General features: G+C 67.3%; 15 protein-coding genes. 6 read left to right on the forward strand and 9 right to left on the reverse strand.

Annotated features, from left to right (window positions below; translation table 11 throughout):
- The first annotated feature begins 85 nt into the window (after positions 1–85).
- The 5 genes from IB268_RS02705 to rfaE2 all read left to right on the forward strand — a co-directional run bounded on the left by IB268_RS02705 (position 86) and on the right by rfaE2 (position 5,045).
- A complete protein-coding gene (locus IB268_RS02705) occupies positions 86–1,090 on the forward strand; it encodes a Tim44 domain-containing protein (RefSeq protein WP_119452176.1) in 1,005 nt (334 codons plus the stop codon).
- A gap of 185 nt (positions 1,091–1,275) precedes the next feature.
- Positions 1,276–1,914: an SCP2 domain-containing protein gene (locus tag IB268_RS02710; protein ID WP_192353770.1), complete on the forward strand. Its 639-nt coding sequence runs from the start codon at positions 1,276–1,278 to the stop codon at positions 1,912–1,914.
- Between the two features lie 3 nt (positions 1,915–1,917).
- Entirely contained in the window at positions 1,918–3,471 is a 1,554-nt protein-coding gene (ubiB, locus tag IB268_RS02715; protein WP_054454990.1) for a ubiquinone biosynthesis regulatory protein kinase UbiB, read from the forward strand.
- A gap of 184 nt (positions 3,472–3,655) precedes the next feature.
- Positions 3,656–4,534 (forward strand): ferritin, encoded by an 879-nt coding sequence (locus IB268_RS02720; protein WP_054454988.1) that lies wholly within the window; start codon positions 3,656–3,658, stop codon positions 4,532–4,534.
- Positions 4,535–4,556: 22 nt separating this feature from the next.
- Positions 4,557–5,045 (forward strand): D-glycero-beta-D-manno-heptose 1-phosphate adenylyltransferase, encoded by a 489-nt coding sequence (gene rfaE2 / locus IB268_RS02725; protein ID WP_054454986.1) that lies wholly within the window; start codon positions 4,557–4,559, stop codon positions 5,043–5,045.
- 18 nt (positions 5,046–5,063) lie between these two features.
- Here rfaE2 and IB268_RS02730 read toward each other — a convergent pair whose 3' ends face one another.
- From IB268_RS02730 to IB268_RS02755, 6 genes are all read right to left on the reverse strand, one after another.
- Positions 5,064–6,395: a TolC family outer membrane protein gene (locus IB268_RS02730; protein WP_175180440.1), complete on the reverse strand. Its 1,332-nt coding sequence runs from the start codon at positions 6,393–6,395 to the stop codon at positions 5,064–5,066.
- A gap of 79 nt (positions 6,396–6,474) precedes the next feature.
- A complete protein-coding gene (locus IB268_RS02735; RefSeq protein ID WP_054454984.1) occupies positions 6,475–7,155 on the reverse strand; it encodes a protein-L-isoaspartate O-methyltransferase in 681 nt (226 codons plus the stop codon).
- Between the two features lie 98 nt (positions 7,156–7,253).
- Positions 7,254–8,096 carry a bifunctional hydroxymethylpyrimidine kinase/phosphomethylpyrimidine kinase gene (gene thiD / locus IB268_RS02740; protein ID WP_054454982.1) on the reverse strand — a complete coding sequence of 281 codons (843 nt, stop codon included), beginning with the start codon at positions 8,094–8,096 and terminating at the stop codon, positions 7,254–7,256.
- A complete protein-coding gene (locus IB268_RS02745; protein WP_054454980.1) occupies positions 8,093–8,896 on the reverse strand; it encodes a thiazole synthase in 804 nt (267 codons plus the stop codon). Before IB268_RS02745 ends, thiD begins: the two co-directional genes overlap by 4 nt.
- Before the next feature lie 149 nt (positions 8,897–9,045).
- Positions 9,046–9,984: a cobalamin-binding protein gene (locus IB268_RS02750; RefSeq protein WP_192353771.1), complete on the reverse strand. Its 939-nt coding sequence runs from the start codon at positions 9,982–9,984 to the stop codon at positions 9,046–9,048.
- A gap of 53 nt (positions 9,985–10,037) precedes the next feature.
- Positions 10,038–12,083 (reverse strand): TonB-dependent receptor, encoded by a 2,046-nt coding sequence (locus IB268_RS02755; RefSeq protein WP_054454975.1) that lies wholly within the window; start codon positions 12,081–12,083, stop codon positions 10,038–10,040.
- A 442-nt stretch (positions 12,084–12,525) separates the two neighbouring features.
- Between IB268_RS02755 and metH the strand changes: the two genes are divergently transcribed.
- Positions 12,526–16,299: a methionine synthase gene (gene metH, locus IB268_RS02760; RefSeq protein WP_192353772.1), complete on the forward strand. Its 3,774-nt coding sequence runs from the start codon at positions 12,526–12,528 to the stop codon at positions 16,297–16,299.
- A 62-nt stretch (positions 16,300–16,361) separates the two neighbouring features.
- Here the strand turns inward: metH and IB268_RS02765 are convergent, their stop codons facing one another.
- The 3 genes from IB268_RS02765 to IB268_RS02775 are packed head-to-tail and all read right to left on the reverse strand — an operon-like array spanning position 16,362 to position 19,655.
- A complete protein-coding gene (locus tag IB268_RS02765) occupies positions 16,362–17,147 on the reverse strand; it encodes a citryl-CoA lyase (RefSeq protein ID WP_192353773.1) in 786 nt (261 codons plus the stop codon).
- On the reverse strand, positions 17,144–18,661 hold the full coding sequence (locus IB268_RS02770) for a class I adenylate-forming enzyme family protein (RefSeq protein ID WP_192352985.1): 1,518 nt from the start codon (positions 18,659–18,661) through the stop codon (positions 17,144–17,146). Before IB268_RS02770 ends, IB268_RS02765 begins: the two co-directional genes overlap by 4 nt.
- 10 nt (positions 18,662–18,671) lie before the next feature.
- A complete protein-coding gene (locus IB268_RS02775; protein WP_192353774.1) occupies positions 18,672–19,655 on the reverse strand; it encodes a tripartite tricarboxylate transporter substrate binding protein in 984 nt (327 codons plus the stop codon).
- Between the last annotated feature and the right edge of the window lie 95 nt (positions 19,656–19,750).

A 19,750-nucleotide genomic window follows, 5' to 3' on the forward strand; every position in this document is an offset into this window, starting at 1 on the left:
AGAAAAGTCGCGACGAAGGTCCCGCGGTCCGTGGGACTTCCTGCTGCTCGGGGCGGCAGGAGCGCGAGTACGAGGGAGCAAACCTATGTCCAAATTCTGTCTTTCGCGGTTTGTCGCCGCGGCGCTGATCGCCGTTTCCGGCGCGGCACTGGTGACGGCGTCGTTTGACGCCGAAGCCCGCCGTGCGGGCGGCGGCAGCAGCGTCGGCCGACAATCCTCCAACGTGACCCAGCAGCGCCAGGCGACCACGCCGCCGACCGCCGCCAGCAACACGGCGGGCGCTACCGCCGCTCCGGCAGCCGCCGGCGCGGCCACGGCCGGCGCTGCCACTGCGGGCGCCGCCGCCAAGAGCGGCGCTTCGCGCTGGCTCGGCCCCATCGCCGGCATCGCCGCCGGCCTGGGTATCGCCGCGCTGCTCTCCAGCATGGGCCTGTCGGGCGCTTTCGCCGAGTTCCTCGGCTCCGCGCTGCTGATCGCCGCGGTCGTGTTCGCCGTCATGTTCATCATCCGCCGCCTGCGCGGCGCCGGTCCGCGCACTGCCACGCAGGGCGCGTTCGGTGGCGCCAACAACGCGCCGGGCCAGCAGCAACAGCAGCCGATGTGGCGTGAAACGCTGAAGCCGGCGGCTCCTGCGGCAGCGGCTCCGGTTGCCGCCGCCGCGGCGCCGGCCGCCATGCCCAAGATGGGCGACGACAACAACTGGTTCGTGCCGGGTGACTTCGATACGCCCAACTTCCTGAAGCAGGCCAAGGAGCAGTTCGTGCGCATCCAGGCCGTCTGGGACAGCGGCAGCACCGATGGCCTGCGCGAGTTCCTGACCGACGACCTGATCACCGAGCTCAAGCCGCAGCTGGCCGAGCGCGGCGCGGCGCCCAACAAGACCGAAGTGGTCCTGCTGAACGCTGAAATGCTGGGCATCGAAACCGTGTCCGACGGCCACCTGGCCAGCGTGCGCTTCTCCGGCATGCTGCGCGAAGCGCCGGGCGCCGAGGCCTTCCGCTTCGAGGAAGTCTGGAACCTGTTCAAGCCCGCCAATGGCGGCTGGCTGCTGGCAGGCATCCAGCAGATCCCGGTGGATCTCGCCAGCTAAGCCTGGCCGGCCGGGGCCGATCCCCACCTCCGTTGCGGATGCCGCAAGGCATCTGTTTGAACCGGCCCTTACAGGGCCGGTTTTTCCATGTGCTTGCGCAAAACACCCAGCCATCTAACCCGTTACACTCCCGATTTACCCATTAACTTCCGCAACCCCCGCAATCGGGGCCGTTGCAGACCGCCATGCTGCCTCTTCCGTTCCTGCCCACCCCCTCGCGACTGGCTGTAAGCGCGCTCAACGCCCTGTTGCGGCGCGAGGACTGGGCGCGCGAGCGCCTGGTCCGGCATGCGGGCAAGACGGTGCGTTTCGCGCTGGGCGGCTTCAGCCTGGGCCTCACCATCGATAGCGAAGGCCTGGCGGCCCAGGCCGATGCGGCCGTGGTGCCCGACGTGACCCTGACGGTCGCGCCTGAAAAACTGCCGCTGCCGCGCCTGGGCGCGGACCGCGAGCGCCCCGATTTCGCCGAGGCCACCCATATCTCGGGCGACGCGGCGCTGGCGCAGGTGGTGTCGGACCTGTCCAAGCAGCTGCGCTGGGATCCGGAGGACGCGCTGGCCCGGGTGGTGGGCGACATCGCCGCGCTGCGCCTGGTGGGCGGGGCGCGCGCGGCCGCCGGCGGCGCGCGCACGGCCAGCCTGAGACTGGCCGAGAACGTGTCCGAGTACCTGTCCGAGGAAAGCGGCATGCTGGCCAGCCGACCGGCGCTGGAACAGTGGCGGCTGGACCTGGCCGAGCTGAACGCCCGCGCCGAGGCGCTGGCCCGCTCGGCCGCCGCGCTGCAAACCCGCCTGGCATCCGCCAGCGCAAAGCGGGGCGCCTGATACATGTTTCCCTTGCTGCGCCTTTTCCGCATCATTCTGGTTTCGCTGCGCTATGGCCTGGATGAGCTGGTGCTCTCCAGCCTGAACCATCCGCTGGCCACCTGCCTGTTGCGCGTCATCCGCCTGGGCACGCGTCCGCGCAAGCCGCGCGGCTTGAGGCTGCGCCTGGCGCTGGAGTCGCTGGGCCCCATCTTCGTGAAGTTCGGACAGGTGCTGTCCACCCGCCGTGACCTGATCCCCGCCGATATCGCCGACGAACTGGCGCTCTTGCAGGACCGCGTGCCGCCGTTCCCCTCGGCGCAGGCCGCGGCCTGCATCGAGGCGGCGCTGGGCGCGCCGCCCGAGAAGCTGTTCGCGCAGTTCGAAGTGGATCCGGTGGCCTCGGCCTCGATCGCGCAGGTGCACTTTGCCGTGCTGCACGACGGCCGCGAGGTCGCGGTCAAGGTGCTGCGCCCGGGCATGCTCAGCATCATCGAGAAAGACCTGTCGCTGCTGAAAGTGGTGGCGCGCATCATCGAACGCCTGGGCGCCGACGGCCGCCGCCTGAAGCCGCGCGAAGTGGTGGCCGAATTCGACAAGTACCTGCACGACGAGCTGGACCTGGTGCGAGAAGCGTCCAATTGCAGCCAGTTGCGCCGCAACTTCGGCCCCGAGTCCGGCCGCGGCGACATGCTGATCGTGCCCGAGGTGATCTGGGAATACACGGCATCCACGGTCTTCACCATGCAGCGCATGTACGGCATGCCGGTGGGCCAGGTGGAGCGCATGCGCGAGGCCGGCATCGACATCCCGACGCTGGCGCGCACCGGCGTGGAGATCTTCTTCACCCAGGTCTTCACCGACGGCTTCTTCCACGCCGACATGCACCCGGGCAACATCTACGTGTCCGACCGTCCGGAAACGCTGGGCAGCTACATTGCCCTGGACTTCGGCATCGTGGGCTCGCTGTCCGAGTTCGACAAGAATTACCTGGCGCAGAATTTCCTGGCCTTCTTCCACCGCGATTACCGCCGCGTGGCGCAACTGCACATTGAATCGGGCTGGGTGCCGCCCGATACGCGCGAAGAAGAACTGGAGGGCGCCGTGCGCGCCGTCTGCGAACCGTACTTTGACCGGCCATTGTCGGAGATCTCGCTGGGGCAGGTGCTCTTGCGGCTGTTCCAGACCTCGCGCCGGTTCAATGTGGAGATCCAGCCGCAGCTGGTCCTGTTGCAGAAGACCCTGCTGAACGTTGAAGGATTGGGCCGCCAGCTCGATCCCAACCTGGATCTCTGGAAGACCGCCAAGCCCTATCTGGAACGCTGGATGCGTCAGCGCGTCGGATTCAAGGGGCTGCGGCAGAGCCTGGAAAAAGAAGCCGCGCAGTGGTCGCAAATGCTGCCTGCTTTGCCCAGGCTGGTCCATGACCACCTGAGCCGTCCCAACGTCTCGCCCGCCTTGCTGGCCGAGATGATCCAGTTGCGGCGGGCCCAGGAACAGAACAACCGGCTGGTTGCAGCGCTGGTTGGGGTGGCCGCGGTTGCCATCGGGGTCGCGATATGGGCCTTGACCCGATAGGCGGCGCGATGATCTAGACGGTATCTGTCATGTTTCATTCATGAAACGGTCATCATAGCTTCGCGGTACACGGCGAAAAATAGCGCTGCGGTGGATGAATGCAGCGCCCTCGCCGGCAGCGCGCGCGCCATTCTTAATCTCTATATCTATAGCCCCACTAGCGGGACGAATACAAGGGCAGACCATGCTTTATCCTGAACTCTTCAAGACCATGGAAGCCGTGCGCTGGAACATGGCGCATGACATTCCCTGGGGCGACTTCGATCGCAGCAAGCTCTCGGACGAGCAGGCACACACGATCAAGATGAACGCCATCACGGAATGGGCCGCCTTGCCGGCCACCGAAATGTTCCTGCGCGACAACCGCGGCGACAGCGATTTCTGCGCGTTCATGTCGGTGTGGTTCTTTGAAGAGCAGAAGCATTCGCTGGTGCTGATCGAATACCTGCGCCGCTTCCGTCCGGATCTGGTGCCCACCGAGGAAGAGCTGCACAACGTGCGCTTCGAGTTCGACGCCGCGCCCGAACTCGAAACCCTGATGCTGCATTTCTGCGGCGAAGTCCGTTTGAACCACTGGTACCGCCGCGCCGCCGAATGGCACACGGAACCGGTCATCAAGGCCATCTACAAGACCGTGGCCCAGGACGAGGCCCGCCACGCCGGCGCCTACCTGCAGTACATGCGCCGCGCGCTGCACGACCGCGGCCAGGACACGAGCGAGCAGGCGCGCCTGGCGTTCTCCAAGATCGGCGTGCTGATGGCGTCGGCCGGCCGCACGCAGCAGGCCCTGCATCCGACCAACCTGCACGTGAACAAGGACCTGTTCCCCAACGACACGGTGCAGTCGCGCCTGCCGGAACCCGGCTGGCTGGAGCACTGGCTGGACACGCAGATCCGCTTTGACGGCGTGTGGGAGCAGAAGGTCGCCACCCGTATCCTGCACATCCTGTCCAAGCTGATGGACCGCAGCTTCGAAACGGTGAAGGACCTGAACCGCTACCGCAAGGAAATGACGGCCCTGATCGTGCCCAAGGAAAAGCAGATCATCCTGGGCGGCGCCTGAGCCGGGGCGATACAATCGCCGCATGCCTGCCGCCCGTTTCGAATCCAAGGTCCTGTCCCGCGACGAATGCGTCGCTGCCGTCGCCGACGGCCGCTATCCGCGGCCGCTGGTGTTCACCAACGGCGTCTTCGACATCCTGCACCGGGGCCACGCGACCTACCTCGACCAGGCCGCCCAACTGGGCGCGACCCTGGTGGTGGCGGTGAACACCGACGAGTCGGTGCGGCGCCTGGGCAAGGGCGCCGAGCGTCCGCTGAATCGCATGGAAGACCGCGCCGCCTTGCTGGCGGCGCTGGGCTTCGTGACCGTGGTCACGTCCTTCCATGAAGACACGCCCGAAGCCCTGATCGGCCAGCTCAAGCCGGACCTGATCGTCAAGGGCGGCGACTACGACATGGAAAAGCTGCCCGAGACCGCCCTGGTCAAGAGCTGGGGCGGCCGCGCGGTGGCGATTCCATTCGAGTTCGAGCGCTCGACCACGGCGCTCGTGAAGAAAATCCAGAACAAGTAAACCGGGCCCCGTAGCGGCTCAGCGCGGTTCCCGCAGCAGGCGGTTGATTGCTTCCAGGTCCGCTTCGGCCAGGATGCCGCTGGTGGCCTTCAGGCGCAGGCTGGCGAGCACCGTGCTGTAGCGCGCCAGCGCCAGGTCGCGCTGGGTGGCATAGAGCTGCTGCTGGGCGTTGAGCACGTCCAGGTTGATGCGCACGCCGACCTCGTAGCCGGTGCGGTTGGCCTCGACCGCGGCGCGGCTGGATTTTTCGCCTGCCTCCAGCGCCTGGATGCGGGCCAGGCCGCTGGTGACGCCGGTGTAGTATTGGCGCGCGGCCTGCACGGCCTGGCGGCGCGCTGCCTCATAGTCATGGCGCGCCTTCTGTTCCAGCTGGACCTTTTCGGTCACTTGCGACGACACCCCGCCGCCCGAGTACAGCGGGATCGACAGCACCACGCCGATGGTGCTGTCGATGGGCTTGCCGGGCGCGGCATTGCGCATCACGGCGTCGCTGGCGCTGCCGCTGCTGGCGCGCAGGTTCAGGGTGGGATAGTGGCCGCTTTTGGCGATCTGGATCTCGCGGCCGGCGATGCGCGTCAGGAGCTGCGCGCGCAGCACGTCCAGGCTGGAGGACTCGGCCTGGTTGCTCCAGTCGGCCACGCGGGCGGGCTGCGGCGCGGGCAGTTGCACGCCATAGGGCAGTTCGGACAAGGCGCCGGGCGGCGTGCCGATGATCTTGGCCAGTTCGTCGCGGCGGACTTCCAGGTCGTTCTGCAGGCGCAGTTCCTGCGCCACCACCAGGTCGTAGCGCGCCTGCGCTTCGTAGGTGTCGGTGATGGTGGCGTTGCCGAGTTCGAAGTTGCGCTTGGCGGATTCCAGCTGCCCGGCCACGGCGGCCTTCTCGGCCTCGGTGGCGGTCAGCGTGTCCTGGGCGTAGAGCACGTTGAAATAGGCGTCGGCCACGCGCAGCAGCAAGTCCTGGTAAGCCTGTTGCAGCTGCACTTCGACGTCGGCGACGATCAGCTTGGACTGTTCGAAGTTCTGCCAGCGGCCCCAGTCGAACAGCGGCTGGGTCAGGGACAAATCCCAGACGCCGCGGCCGCCGCTATAGGCGATGCCCATGCCGCGAGTGCTGCGGGTTTCCTGGTAGGCGCCGCCGGCTTCGGCGGAAATCAAGGGCAGGAGCAGCGAACGGGCCTGGGGTTCTTTTTCCAGGCCGGCGCGATAGTTGGCGCGCGCTGCGGCGTAGATCGGGTCATTGCCCAGCGCCGATTGCCAGATCTGGATCAGGTTCTGCGCGCGGGCAAGCGTCGGGCCGACGCTTGCGGCGCAGGTAAAAACCAGTAAAGCCGTTAGCAATCGGAAACGCATGGTGGTCAACGATACGCCGGGCCGCCCGGGGCGCGGCGGCCCCGTCAAGGAGGCAGGCGCCGGGCGGCAGGGTTGGGGATCAGAACTTGAACTGGGAGACCGTGACGCCGCGCAGCGGCTTGATGACGGTTTCGAACAGGTTCACCGTTTCGAAGCTGGCCGCGGTGGTGCGGGTGATGCGACAGGCCGTCATGACGGGCGCCTGGCCCACGATCACGACCAGGCGGCCACCCACGCGCAGCTGGTACTTCAGCGCGTCAGGGACGGTCGGCACGGAACCCGTGACGAGGATGGCGTCGTATTCGGTGGAGCCCCAGCCGTTGCGGGCGTCGCCGGTTTCGACCTTGACGTTGGTGACGTTGTTCATCTGCAGGTTCTGCTGCGCGAACGTCACCAGGCGGCTGTCGATTTCGACCGAGGTGACCTGCTGCGCCAAGTAGCCCAGCAGCGCGGCCTGGTAGCCGGAGCCGGTGCCGATCTCCAGCACGCAGTCGGACTTGGTCAGCTGCAGCTCTTGCGCCAGGCGGGCTTCCACCTTGGGCGCCAGCATGTTCTGGCGGGTGTTGACCGCGTTGATCTCAAGCGGCAGTTCCAGGTCGGAAAACGCCAGCGCGCGCAGGGCCGGCGGAACGAATTGTTCGCGGCGCACATCGAACAGCGCTTGCAGCACGTTGGCGTCCAGAACGTCCCACGGGCGGATCTGCTGTTCCACCATGTTGAAGCGGGCTTGTTCTACGTCGGGCAGGGTCGAAGCGTTCATGACGGTCAGAAAAAACAGAGGAATCAACAGACCATTGTACCGATTCGTAGCGTACTGTGACGCCCGGCCCCGCCGACAGATGTTTCAGACGCCCGGATCTACCACCAGGCGTGGAAGTGGTGCACCGGGCCGTGGCCCGACCCCACCGACAGGCGCTCGGCGTGGCGGATGGCCTCCGTGAGGTAGGCCTTGGCGCGACGCGCCGCCTCGGGCACGTCCCCGGTTTGCGGCAGCAGGGCGGCCAGCGCCGCCGACAGCGTGCAGCCGGTGCCGTGGGTATTGGCGGTTTCGATGCGGTGGCCGGGCAGCTCGATCATGCGGTCGCCGTCGTGCAGCAGGTCGATGGTCTCGTTGCCGGGCAGGTGGCCGCCCTTGACCAGCACCCAGCGCTCGCCCGAATGGGCCAGCTTGTTGCGCAGGCGTTCGGCCACGCGCCGCATTTCCTTGACCGTCTCGACCGGGCGCTCTTCCAGCAGCACGCCGGCTTCGGGCAGGTTGGGCGTCAGCAGGGTGGACTGCGGCAGCAGGGCTTCGCGCATGGCGCCCACGGCATCGCGCTCCAGGAGCAGGTCGCCGCTCTTGGCCACCATGACCGGGTCCAGCACCACGTGGGCGGGGGTCCACTTGGCGAGCTTCTCGGCCACCACCTGGATCACCGGCTGCTGGCCCAGCATGCCGATCTTGACCGCGTCGATGCGCACGTCCGCGAACAGCGTGTCGATCTGCTGGCCGACGAAAGCGGGCGGCACCGCAGAGATGCCGGTGACGCCCTGGGTGTTCTGCGCCGTCAGCGCGGCGATCACCGCGCAGCCGTAGGCGCCCAGCGCGCTCATGGCCTTCACGTCGGCCAGGATGCCGGCGCCGCCGGACGGGTCGACGCCGGCGATGGTCAACGCGTTGGGGATGGGGCGGCCGCTCGCGGCCTGCTGGCGACCGTTCATTTGGGGGCGCCTGCCGTGATCAGGCCTTCGTTGGGCGAGCTGGGAGCGCCGCTGTACAGCTTCTTGGGCATGCGGCCGGCCAGGAAGGCCTCGCGGCCGGCTTCCACGCCTTTCTTCATGGCGCTGGCCATCAGGATGGGATCGCGCGCGCCGGCGATGGCGGTGTTCATCAGGACGGCGTCGCAGCCCAGTTCCATGGCGATGGCGGCGTCCGACGCGGTACCCACGCCGGCGTCCACCACGATGGGCACGCGGGCCTGTTCGATGATCAGGCGCAGGTTCCAGGGATTCAGGATGCCCATGCCCGAGCCGATCAGCGAGGCCAGCGGCATCACGGCGACCGCGCCCAGGTCTTCCAGCATGCGGCACTGGATGGGATCGTCGGTGCAATACACCATGACCTTGAAGCCTTCGTCCACCAGGGTCTTGGTGGCCTTGAGCGTCTCCGGCATGTTGGGGAACAGGGTCTGCGGGTCGCCCAGCACTTCCAGCTTCACGAGGTCGTGGCCGTCCAGCAGTTCGCGCGCCAGGCGCAGCGTGCGCACGGCCTCGTCGGCGCTGTAGCAGCCGGCGGTGTTGGGCAGCAGCGTGAATTTGGACGGCGGGACGTAGTCCAGCAGATTCGGTTCACCGGCGTTCTGGCCGATATTGGTGCGGCGGATGGCGACGGTGACGATCTCGGTGCCGCTGGCGTCCAACGCCGCGCGGGTCTGTTCGAAGTCCTTGTACTTGCCGGTGCCGACGAGCAGGCGCGACGAGTAGGCGCGGCCGGCGATGGTGAGGGTGTCTTGAGTGGTCATGGCGGAGGTTCAAAGGGCGGGTGCGCACGATGCGAGACCCGCGGGGACTGGCGATTCGTTGGACGAATGATAAAGCACGGCGCCGCGCGGCAGGCCCGTCCGGTGAAATGTAGCGTTCCACTATTTGCAGATCGCGGCGCGGACGCGGTTCAGCGCAGGCGGTCCAGATCGGCGCAGATCGCCTCGGCGGCGTCGATCAGGCGCGGACCCGGGCGGTACAGGGCGTCGGCGTCCACGCCGTACACGCGCCCCAGCCGCGCGGCGGGCAGCCCCAGCGCCTGCCAGGCGGCCAGGTTGCGGGCGCCGTCCTCGGGTCGGGACGTGCCGGCCAGCACGGCCTCGGGCCGCGCCGCCAGCACGCTTTCCAGCGTGACCTGGGGCGCCACCACGGGGGCCTGGCCGAAGACATTGACGCCGCCGCAGACGCGCAGGGCGTCACTGACGATGCTGCTGTCGTTCAGGGTGTAGATGGGATCCAGCCCCGCCTGCACGAAGACGCGCACGGGGCGGCGGCCGGCATAGCGGGCGGCCAGGGCGTCCAGCCGCGCGCGCAGGGCCTGGGCCGCGGGCCGCGCCTGCGCTTCGGTGCCGAACAGGGCACCCATGCGTTCGACTGCATCGGGGATGGCGGCCAGGGTCTGCGGATCGCTGTAGAACACCGGCACGCCCAGCTTTTCCATCACCCGCGCCAGCGGCGCGGCGGCGGCGGGCTGCCAGGCGATCAGCAGGTCCGGGCGCACGGCCGCCACGCGTTCGGGATCGGGCTGGGTGCCGTCGCCGATGACGGGCAGCTGGCGAGCGGCGGGCGGATAGTCGCTGCCGCGGATGGTGGCGATGAGCCGGTCGCCCGCGCCCGCGGCAAAGACGAGTTCGGTGGCGTGCGGGGCCAGGGTGACGGCGCGTTGCGCGGGGGCGGCCAGCGAGACCTGGCGTCCCTGGTCGTCGCGGACCTGGATGGCCGCGCCGGCCGCGGCACGGGTTGCCGGACCTGCCAGGGAACTTGCCGCGGCGGGTCCCGCAGACAGCAGCGCGCCCAGGGCCAGGAACAGCCCCGGAGCGATGCGAGGGAGGGTGCGTGCGCGGGTCATGCAGGAGACCGATATAGCCAGCGGGGAACGCCGACTATATCGGAATGCCGCGATCAGTAGCGCAGCGTGAGCGACGCGTAGAAGTTGCGGCCAGGCGCGGGGTACAGGCTGTAGTTGGCGACCGGGCCCAGCATCTCGAACGAAGCATTGCCGCCGCGGATGCCGTACGTGGCGTACTGGCGGTCGAAGATGTTGTTCACGCCGATGGCGCCTTCGATGTTGCGCGTGAACTTGTACGCCACCTTGGTGTTGAACAGTACGTAGGCGTCCAGTTCCTTGGCGAACTGGTTGGCCTGGTCGTTGTCCATGCGCGACTTGCCCACGTATTGCGCCGTCACGTTCCACAGGAACGCATCGGTGGGACGCCAGGTCACGCCGGCGTTGGCCAGCCACTTGGGCGCCAGCGGCACGGTCTTGCCAGCCAGGTCCACGCCGGCGTAGGTGCCGGAGCGGAATTGCGCTTCCATCCAGGTCAGGTTGGCGTCCAGCGACACGCTGCTGGAAATGGCGGTGTGGCCTTCCAGTTCGATGCCTTGGCGGCGGGTCGGATCCAGGTTGGTGTTGGCGCCCGTGCCCGGGCCCCAGATGCCGTCGGCCAGCGGGTTGTACTGGATCTCGTTGGTCAGGTCATAGCGGAAGTACGACAGGCGGGCGCTGCTGCTGGCCGATTGCCAGGTCACGCCGATTTCCTTGTCGGTGGAGGTCTGCGGCGCCAGCGGGGTCTGCACCGACAGCAGTTCATCGGCGTTGGGCAGGCGGAAGCTGCGGCCGACCTTGCCATACACGCCGAAGCCGGCGGGCAGGTCCTGGCGCACGCCCAGCTGCCAGGCGGTCAGGTGGTTGCTGCGGTCCGACGCCGTGCCCGAGCCGGAAATCACGTCGAGGTCGTCGGAGGCGTACTGGCGGCGCACGCCGGCCGTCACGTAGGTGGTATCGGTGGCGCGTACCTGGCCTTCGGCGAACAGGCCGTACTGGTGCTGGCGCGACTGCCACTTCGAGGGCTGGAAGTCGTAGTAGGCGTTCTGGTTGGCGGTGGTCTTGGCTTCCTGGCCGTCGGCGCCGAAGACGATGCTGTGGCCGCCGTTGATCGGCAGGCGGTAGCGCACGCTGGCGATGTTCTCTTCCAGCTTCTGGTCGCGCAGGATGTCGCCGAAGCCGTCGTAGGTCAGGCCGTCGAGCTTCTTTTCGCGGGTCGACAGGTCGGCGTACAAGGTGCCGGCGCCGATGGCCTGCTCGAGCTGCAGGCCGAAGGTGGTGGTGGTGGTCTTGACGTAATCGACGTCGTTCTTCGAGCCGCGCGGATCGTCCTGGTATTCGTTCAGGCCGGTCTTGGGGTTGATCGTGCGCGGGCCGGGCAGTTCCAGCTTCTGGGTGGTGGTGCGGCCGTACAGGCGGATCGAGCCGTCGTCATGGCGGAAGGTGATGCCGCCGCCGCCGCCCTCGCGCCGCTCGCCGCTGTGATCGCGGTAGCCGTCGCTGTGCAGCGACTGCATGTAGGCGTCGATGCCGACCTTTTCATTGTTCATGGCCACGGCGGCGTCATACTGGCGCAGGCCGTAGCTGCCGAAGGTGGCGGTGGCGCGGGCGCTTACCGGTTCCTTGGCGAAATCAGGGCGCGTGATGATGTTGATCACGCCGCCGGTGGTGCCGCCGCCATATTGCACCGAACCGCTGCCGCGCACGATTTCAATGCGCTCGACCTGATCCAGCGGCACCACGCCCAGGCTCGGGGCCGACAGGTCGTTGGTGTTCTGCTTCACGCCGTCGATCAGGATCAGCGTGTTGCTGGCGCCGGTGATGCCGAAGCCGCGCAGGTCGACGATGGAGTTGTCGCTGGAGCTGCTGGTGTTGATCAGATGGATGCCGGCCTGGGTCGACAGCACGTCCTGCATGGTGCGGGCGCTGGACGCGGCGATGTCCTCGGCGGTGATGATCGAGATCGACACCGGCAGCGTGCGGCCGTCGGTCGGCACGCGCTGGGCGGTGACCGTGATGGCGTCGAACTGGGGAGTGTCGGGGGCGGCTTGCTGGGCGGCGGCGACGGCCGGGGCGGAGCAGAGCAGGGCGCCGGCGTAGCGCCGGATGGAGCGGGTTTTCATCTACGTAACCTCGATGCGACCCGCGACCCCGCAGGCCATTCACGATGGGGAGGATGCCCAAGCCGCGGCGGGCCGGTGAGGGCCTGGCGGCATTGCATGGACTTCCTGGCGATCGAACAGGCCGGTATCGGGCTGCCATGGGCGCATTGCGCGCATGGGGACCGTTGCGGGGGCAGCACAGGCTGGAGCCAGGGTTTGCCGGCGCCTTGTGGGGCGGCAGTCCTGGGAGGTTCTTCCTGTTTCCCGTTTACCTTTCGCGCGCGGCTGGCAAGTGTTGCGTTCTTGCCTGCCCAGTGCGCCGAAAGCACCGGTTCGGGGCCGAAACTGTATCACCGGGAGGCGCGGATAGGCCCATTTTGTTACGATCAGGGCTTGTTTTTGCGGCGTTTTTCGCTTTTTCGCCACATAGCGCCGCCATCGCCAACTCCATCCGGACCTGCCCGTGTCGTATCCCCGCCTGCCTTACCCGCCCGAAGCCTATACCCACGGCAGCGAATTCGCCCGCCTGCTGGGCAAGCGCATCCTGATCCTGGATGGCGCCATGGGCACCATGATCCAGCGCTACAAGCTGGGCGAGGCGGATTTCCGCGGCGAGCGCTTCGCCGACCACGGCAAGGACGTCAAGGGCAACAACGAGCTGCTGTCGCTGGTGCGTCCGGACGTGATCTCCGAGATCCATCGCCAGTACCTGGAAGCCGGCGCCGACGTCATCGAGACCAACACCTTCGGCGCCACCACCATCGCGCAGGGCGACTATGAACTGCCGGAACTGGCCTACGAACTGAACCTGGTGTCCGCGCGCCTGGCGCGCGAGGCCTGTGACGCCTACAGCACGCCCGAGCGGCCGCGCTTCGTGGCCGGTGCGCTGGGTCCGCAGCCCAAGACCGCGTCGATCTCGCCGGACGTGAACGATCCGGGCGCGCGCAACGTCACCTTCGAGGAACTGCGCGTCGCCTATGTGGAGCAGCTCAACGGCCTGCTGGACGGCGGCATCGACATCGTCCTGATCGAAACCATCTTCGACACCCTGAACGCCAAGGCGGCCATCTTCGCCACCGAGGAAGTGTTCGAGGCGCGCGGCGTGCGCCTGCCCGTGATGATCTCGGGCACGGTGACCGACGCGTCCGGGCGCATCCTGTCCGGCCAGACCGTGGAAGCCTTCTGGAACTCGGTGCGCCACGCGCGCCCCATCACCATCGGCCTGAACTGCGCGCTGGGCGCGGCGCTGATGCGGCCCTACGTGGCCGAGCTGGCCCGCATCTGCGACACCTACGTCTGCGTCTATCCGAACGCCGGCCTGCCCAATCCCATGGCCGAGACCGGCTTTGACGAAACCCCGGCCGATACCTCGGCGCTGCTGGAGGAATTCGCCCGCGCCGGGCTGGTCAACATGTCGGGCGGCTGTTGCGGCACCACCCCGGACCACATCCGCGAGATCGCGGCCAAGGTCATGTCGTTGACTCCGCGCGCCGTGCCGGACATTCCGGTCAAGACCCGCCTGTCGGGCCTGGAGCCGCTGAACATCGACGAAGACACGCTGTACGTCAACGTCGGTGAACGCACCAACGTGACGGGCAGCAAGATGTTCGCCCGCCTGATCCGCGAAGAGAAATACGACGAGGCGCTGGCCGTGGCTCGCCAGCAGGTCGAGAATGGCGCGCAGATCATCGACATCAACATGGACGAGGCCATGCTGGATTCGGTGGCCTGCATGCGGCGCTTCCTCAACCTGATCGCCTCCGAGCCCGACATCGCGCGCGTGCCGATCATGATCGACAGCTCCAAGTGGGAAGTCATCGAAGAAGGCCTGAAGTGCGTGCAGGGCAAGCCCGTGGTGAACTCGATCTCCATGAAGGAAGGGCTGGAGCCCTTCCGCCACCATGCGCGCCTGTGCCGCCGCTACGGCGCGGCCGTGGTGGTGATGGCGTTCGACGAACAGGGCCAGGCCGACACGCTGGAGCGCCGCAAGGAAATCTGCGGCCGCGCCTACAAGATCCTGGTCGAGGAAGAAGGCTTCCCGCCGGAAGACATCATCTTCGATCCCAACGTCTTCGCGGTCGCCACCGGCATCGACGAACACAACCACTACGCCGTGGACTTCATCGAAGGCACGCGCTGGATCCGCGAGAGCCTGCCCTACGCCCGCATCTCGGGCGGCGTGTCCAACGTCAGCTTTTCGTTCCGCGGCAATGAGCCCATGCGCGAGGCCATCCACACGGTGTTCCTCTATTACGCCGTCAAGGAAGGCATGACGATGGGCATCGTCAACGCCGGCCAGCTGGGCGTGTACGCCGACCTGGATCCCAAGCTGCGCGACCTGGTCGAGGACGTGGTGCTGGACCGCGCCGAGCCCGTGGGCAAGACGGAAGCCGACGACGAGCGCACCCCGACCGAGCGCCTGGTGCAGTTCGCCGACAGCGTGAAGGGCTCTGGCGCCAAGAAGGAAGAGGACCTGACTTGGCGTAATGCCGAGGTCGAGGCGCGCCTGTCGCATGCGCTGGTGCACGGCATCACCGCCTTCATCGTCGAGGACACCGAGGAAGTGCGCCAGAAGATCGCCGCGCGCGGCGGCCGTCCGATCGAAGTGATCGAAGGCCCGCTGATGGACGGCATGAACGTGGTGGGCGACCTGTTCGGCGAAGGCAAGATGTTCCTGCCGCAGGTGGTGAAGTCGGCCCGCGTCATGAAGCAGGCCGTGGCCCACCTGATTCCCTTCATCGAGGAAGAAAAGCGCCAGATCGCGGCCGCGGGCGGCGACGTGCGCGCCAAGGGCAAGATCGTCATCGCCACCGTCAAGGGCGACGTGCACGACATCGGCAAAAACATCGTATCGGTGGTCCTGCAGTGCAATAACTTCGAAGTCGTGAACATGGGCGTGATGGTGCCCTGCGCCCAGATCCTGGAAAAGGCCAAGGAAGAGAACGCCGACATCGTCGGCCTGTCCGGCCTGATCACGCCCAGCCTGGAAGAAATGGCCTACGTGGCCAGCGAAATGCAGCGCGACGAGTACTTCCGCAGCCGCAAGCTGCCGCTGATGATAGGCGGCGCCACCACCAGTCGCGTGCACACCGCCGTCAAGATCGCGCCCAACTACGAAGGCCCGGTGATCTACGTGCCGGACGCCAGCCGTTCCGTGGGCGTGGCGACGAACCTGATGTCGGACCAGTCCGCAACGTATCTGGCGGAGTTGGCCGAGGAATACGAAGAGGTGCGCCGCCGCCACGCCAACCGCAAGGCCACGCCCATCCTGCCGCTGGCGGAAGCGCGCGCCTCGCGTCCCGCGATCGACTGGGACAACTACACGCCGCCGCGCCCGAAGTTCATCGGCCGCCGCACATTCAAGAGCTACGACCTGGCCGAAATCGCCAAGTACGTGGACTGGGGCCCGTTCTTCCAGACCTGGAGCCTGTTCGGCCCGTTCCCCGCCATCCTGGACGACAAGGTCGTGGGCGAGCAGGCGCGCAAGGTCTACGCCGACGGCCTGGCCATGATGAAGCGCATCATCGAAGGCCGCTGGCTCACCGCCAACGGCGTGGTGGGCTTCTATCCGGCCAACAGCATCAACGACGAAGACATCGAGGTCTACAAGGACGAGACCCGCAGCGAAGTGCTGTTCACCTACCGCAATCTGCGCCAGCAGGGCGCCAAGCGCGAAGGCGTCAGCAACAAGTGCCTGTCCGATTTCATCGCGCCCAAGTCCAGCGGCAAGCTGGACTACATCGGCATGTTCGCCGTCACGGCGGGCCTGGGCATCGAAAAGAAGGAAGCGGAATTCGAAAAGGCCCTGGACGACTACTCCAGCATCATGCTGAAGTCGCTGGCCGACCGCCTGGCCGAAGGCTTCGCCGAATGCCTGCATGCCCGCGTGCGCCAGGATTTGTGGGGCTATGCGCCCGACGAAGCCCTGTCCAACGACGACATGATCGCCGAGAAGTACGTGGGCATCCGCCCCGCGCCCGGCTACCCGGCCTGCCCCGAACACGTCATCAAGACCGACATGTTCCGCGTGCTGGACGGCGCCGATATCGGCATGATGCTGACCGACAGCTATGCCATGTACCCGGCCTCCAGCGTGTCCGGCTTCTACTTCAGCCACCCGCAGTCGCAGTACTTCAACGTGGGCGTGATCGGCGAAGACCAGTTGCAGGACTACGCCGCCCGCAGTGGCCGCAGCATCGAAGACCTGAAGCGTACCCTGGCGCCGAACCTGGGTTGAGCGCTGCGGGGGAGCGGTCAGGCGTACTCGCTGGCCATTCCCCCGTCCATGCGGCTGCGCCGTTACGCCTGCTCTCCGTCTTGATGCGTCTTGCCTTTGCCCACATAGGGAATGGCCTGGTCTATGGTTTCCCAGATGTAGCGTCCCGATGGACTTTGCTGTTCCTCGGCCACGTGCGACACCAGGCCGGCCGCGCGCGAAATGACGGCGAAGCCGCGCATCAGTTCGGTCGGCACGCCGATCTCGCTGAGCAGCGCGGCCACCGCGCCGGTGGCGTTGATGGTGATGTGCTTGCCGTAGGTCTCGTCGATCGCGGCCGAGAGCAGGCGCAGCGCCTTGAGCGAGTCGCCCTTGAGTTCCGGTTCGGCCTCGGCCAGCGCCAGCAGCTTGATCGAGCGCGGGTCGTCGGGCTTGTGCAGATGGTGGCCGAAGCCGGGTAACGCGCTGCGCGATTCACGGAACTCGCGGGCGATCGCCAGGGCTTCTGCGCGGCCGTCGTCGGCCTGGCGGGTGCGGTCCAGCAGGCGCGAGCAGTTTTCCATGGTGCCGACGAACTGGCTGCCTACCGCCATGAGGCCGGACGCCACCGCGCCCTGCAGGTTTTCCGGCGCGCTCATGTAGATCAGCCGGGTGGCGATGGCGCTGGGCGTCAGGCCATGCTCCATCAGCGTGACCAGCACCGCGTCGACGATGCGCAGGTCCACTGGGCGCGCCTCGCGGCCCAGGATCTGCATGATCATGACTTCGGTGAAGGTCTTCTTGCCGATCAGGTCTTCGACCAGATCCACGTCGCGGTAGGACATGCCGGTAAGGTGATGCGCGCAGAGGCGGGTTTCGGGCGTTTTCATGAGGTCTCCTTCAGGGCCGCGTCGCGCACGGCGTTTTTCAGTACCTTGCCCACGCTGGAGCGCGGCAGGCTGTCATGGATGTGGAATTGCTTGGGCGTGGCCACGGGGCCGAGCAGGGCGCGCACGTGCGCCTTCAACTCGTCCGCGCTGGCCTGCGCGCCGGGATGGAACTGCACGGCGGCGTGGACCGCTTCGCCCCACTTGTCGTCGGGCAGTCCGAACACCGAGCACTCGTAGACGGCGGGATGCGCGGACAGCGCGTTCTCCACGTCCACCGGGTAGATGTTGAAGCCGCCGGTGATGATCACGTCGCGCAGCCGGTCCTTCAGGAACAGATAGCCGCGCGCATCGATCAGGCCGGTGTCGCCGGTATGCAGCCAGCCGTCCACCACCGTTTCGGCGGTTTTTTCGGGCAGGCGCCAGTAGCCCGACATGACCAGGTCGCCCTGCACCACGACCTCGCCGATCTCGCCGCGCGGCAGCAGCGCGCCGTCGGGCGACATGATAGCCACGTCGCTGAGCCAGGTGACGCGTCCGACCGAGGCGCGGTTCTCCGGCGCTTCCAGGTCGGCGGGGCGCAGCACCGTCATGATCTGCGGCGCCTCGGTCTGGCCGTAGGTGGTGCCCAGCACAGGGCCGAAGAATTCGCGCGCCCGATCGATCTTTTCCACGGGCATGGGCGCGCCGCCGTAGATCAGGTTGCGCAGCCGCGGGAAGTCGGCGCGCGAGACGCCGGGCTGCGCCATGATCATGTAGATCAGGGTAGGCGGCATGAAGCTCAGCGTGCCGCCGCGCTCGCGGAAGGCGGCGGTGATGCTGGCCGGCGTGACGCCATCCAACAGCAGATGGGCGCCGCCGCGCGCCAGCACCGGCAAGAGGTATGTGCCGGTGCCGTGCGTGATGGGGGCGGCCACCACATAGCGGTCTTCGTGGGTCAGGCCCCAGCTCATGATCTGGTTGATGATGCCCGCGTTCCACGCGTGGTAGGGCTGCATCACGCCCTTGGGCAGGCCGGTGGTGCCGCCTGTGAACTTGATGGCCTGGGTGGCGTCGCGCGGTAGCGCGTGGCGCTGCGGCTCGCGTCCGGCGCAGCGGGCCAGCAGCTCATCCAGCGCCAGCGGCGCCGATGCGTCGTCCAGATGAATGTGGCGGCGGCCTTGCGGCGCCTGGGCCGGAGGCGCCAGCGGCGCGCCCACGCCGTCCACGATCACGATGGACGGCTCGGTGGCGTCCAGGATGCGCCCGATCTCGCGTTCCGTGCTGCGGTAGTTGAGCGGCACCCACACCTTGCCGCTGGCCAGCACGGCCAGCAGCGCCAGGATGTGCCGCGCGGAGTTGCCGGCGCAGATCGCCACCCGCGTCTGCGGCGCGGGATCCAGTTCTTGCAAGGCCGCGGCCAGCGCCCGCGTATCGGCGGCCAATTGCGAGTAAGTGACCTGGCCTTCGGGACCGTCCAGCGCGATGCGCTCCGGATACTGCTCGGCGGCGCGGAAGAAGAAATCTATCGGGTACATCCTGGTGTTCCTAGTTGGCTTTGAGGTTGGCGCTCTTGACGACCTTGCCCCATTTGTCGATCTCGCTGGCGATCTTCTGGGCGTAGGTCTCGGGGGTGTTGGGCTGCTGCGGCGCGTAGAAGCCGGATTGCTGGTAGGACGCCTGCAGCGCCGGGCTGGCCAGCGCCTTGTTGATGGCCTGGTTCCAGCGCTCGACGACGGGTTTGGGGGTGCCAGCCGGCGCCATCACGCCGAACCAGGATTCCACCTCGAAGCCGGGCAGGCCGGATTCGGCCAGCGTGGGCGTGTCGGGCGCGGAGGGCAGGCGCTGCGGCGAGGTCACGCCGATGGCGCGCAGCTTGCCGGCCTGCACGTGCGGCAGCGACGAGGGCAGGTTGTCGAACATGGAATCCACCTGGCCGCCCAGCAAGTCGGCCACGGCCGGGCCGCTGCCGCGGTACGGCACGTGCAGGATGTCGGTGCCGGTCTGCATCTTGAACAGCTCGCACGACAGGTGGATGGACGAGCCGCTGCCGGAAGAGGCGCAGGTCAGCTTGCCCGGATTCTTCTTCGCGTAGGCCACGTATTCCTGCACGGTCTTGATCGGCAGCTTGGGGTTGACGACCAGGATGTTCGGAATGGTCGCCAGCAGGCCCACGGGCTCGAAGCCCTTCACGAAGTCATAGTTGAGCTGGCTGTACAGCGTGCGGTTGATGGTGTTGGCGATGGAACCCACATACAGCGTGTAGCCGTCTGGCGCGGCGCGCGAGACGATTTCCGCGCCTATGTTGCTGTTGGCGCCGGTCTTGTTCTCCACCACGATGGTCTGGCCCAATTCTTCCGAGAGGGACTTCGCCATCAGGCGCGCCACGATGTCGGTGGCGCCGCCCGCCGCGTAGCCGACGACCAGCGTCACGGGACGCTCGGGATAGGGCTTGGCCGCCAGGGCCGGGGCCGCGAGCAGCGCACCCAGGGCGGCCGCCGCGGCGGCCCACCGCTTGCTTTGCATCTTCATTGTTGTCTCCGTCCTGTTTGTCTAATATTTGGACAGCTCTGCGTCTGCCCGGATCCATATTGGGCTTTGATAGGGGCCTCATCAACGCAAGCTGT

The organism is Achromobacter sp. ACM01 (assembly GCF_014851745.1).
Lineage (GTDB): Bacteria > Pseudomonadota > Gammaproteobacteria > Burkholderiales > Burkholderiaceae_B > Achromobacter > Achromobacter aegrifaciens.

Coding starts and splice junctions, on each gene's coding strand:
- IB268_RS02720 (WP_054454988.1), top strand. CDS start 3,656: ATGCTTTATCCTGAACTCTTCAAGACCATGGAAGCCGTGCGCTGGAAC.
- IB268_RS02710 (WP_192353770.1), top strand. CDS start 1,276: ATGCTGCCTCTTCCGTTCCTGCCCACCCCCTCGCGACTGGCTGTAAGC.
- IB268_RS02770 (WP_192352985.1), bottom strand. CDS start 18,661: ATGTACCCGATAGATTTCTTCTTCCGCGCCGCCGAGCAGTATCCGGAG.
- IB268_RS02745 (WP_054454980.1), bottom strand. CDS start 8,896: ATGACCACTCAAGACACCCTCACCATCGCCGGCCGCGCCTACTCGTCG.
- IB268_RS02775 (WP_192353774.1), bottom strand. CDS start 19,655: ATGAAGATGCAAAGCAAGCGGTGGGCCGCCGCGGCGGCCGCCCTGGGT.
- IB268_RS02755 (WP_054454975.1), bottom strand. CDS start 12,083: ATGAAAACCCGCTCCATCCGGCGCTACGCCGGCGCCCTGCTCTGCTCC.
- IB268_RS02765 (WP_192353773.1), bottom strand. CDS start 17,147: ATGAAAACGCCCGAAACCCGCCTCTGCGCGCATCACCTTACCGGCATG.
- IB268_RS02735 (WP_054454984.1), bottom strand. CDS start 7,155: ATGAACGCTTCGACCCTGCCCGACGTAGAACAAGCCCGCTTCAACATG.
- IB268_RS02705 (WP_119452176.1), top strand. CDS start 86: ATGTCCAAATTCTGTCTTTCGCGGTTTGTCGCCGCGGCGCTGATCGCC.
- ubiB (WP_054454990.1), top strand. CDS start 1,918: ATGTTTCCCTTGCTGCGCCTTTTCCGCATCATTCTGGTTTCGCTGCGC.
- IB268_RS02750 (WP_192353771.1), bottom strand. CDS start 9,984: ATGACCCGCGCACGCACCCTCCCTCGCATCGCTCCGGGGCTGTTCCTG.
- IB268_RS02730 (WP_175180440.1), bottom strand. CDS start 6,395: ATGCGTTTCCGATTGCTAACGGCTTTACTGGTTTTTACCTGCGCCGCA.
- thiD (WP_054454982.1), bottom strand. CDS start 8,096: ATGAACGGTCGCCAGCAGGCCGCGAGCGGCCGCCCCATCCCCAACGCG.
- rfaE2 (WP_054454986.1), top strand. CDS start 4,557: ATGCCTGCCGCCCGTTTCGAATCCAAGGTCCTGTCCCGCGACGAATGC.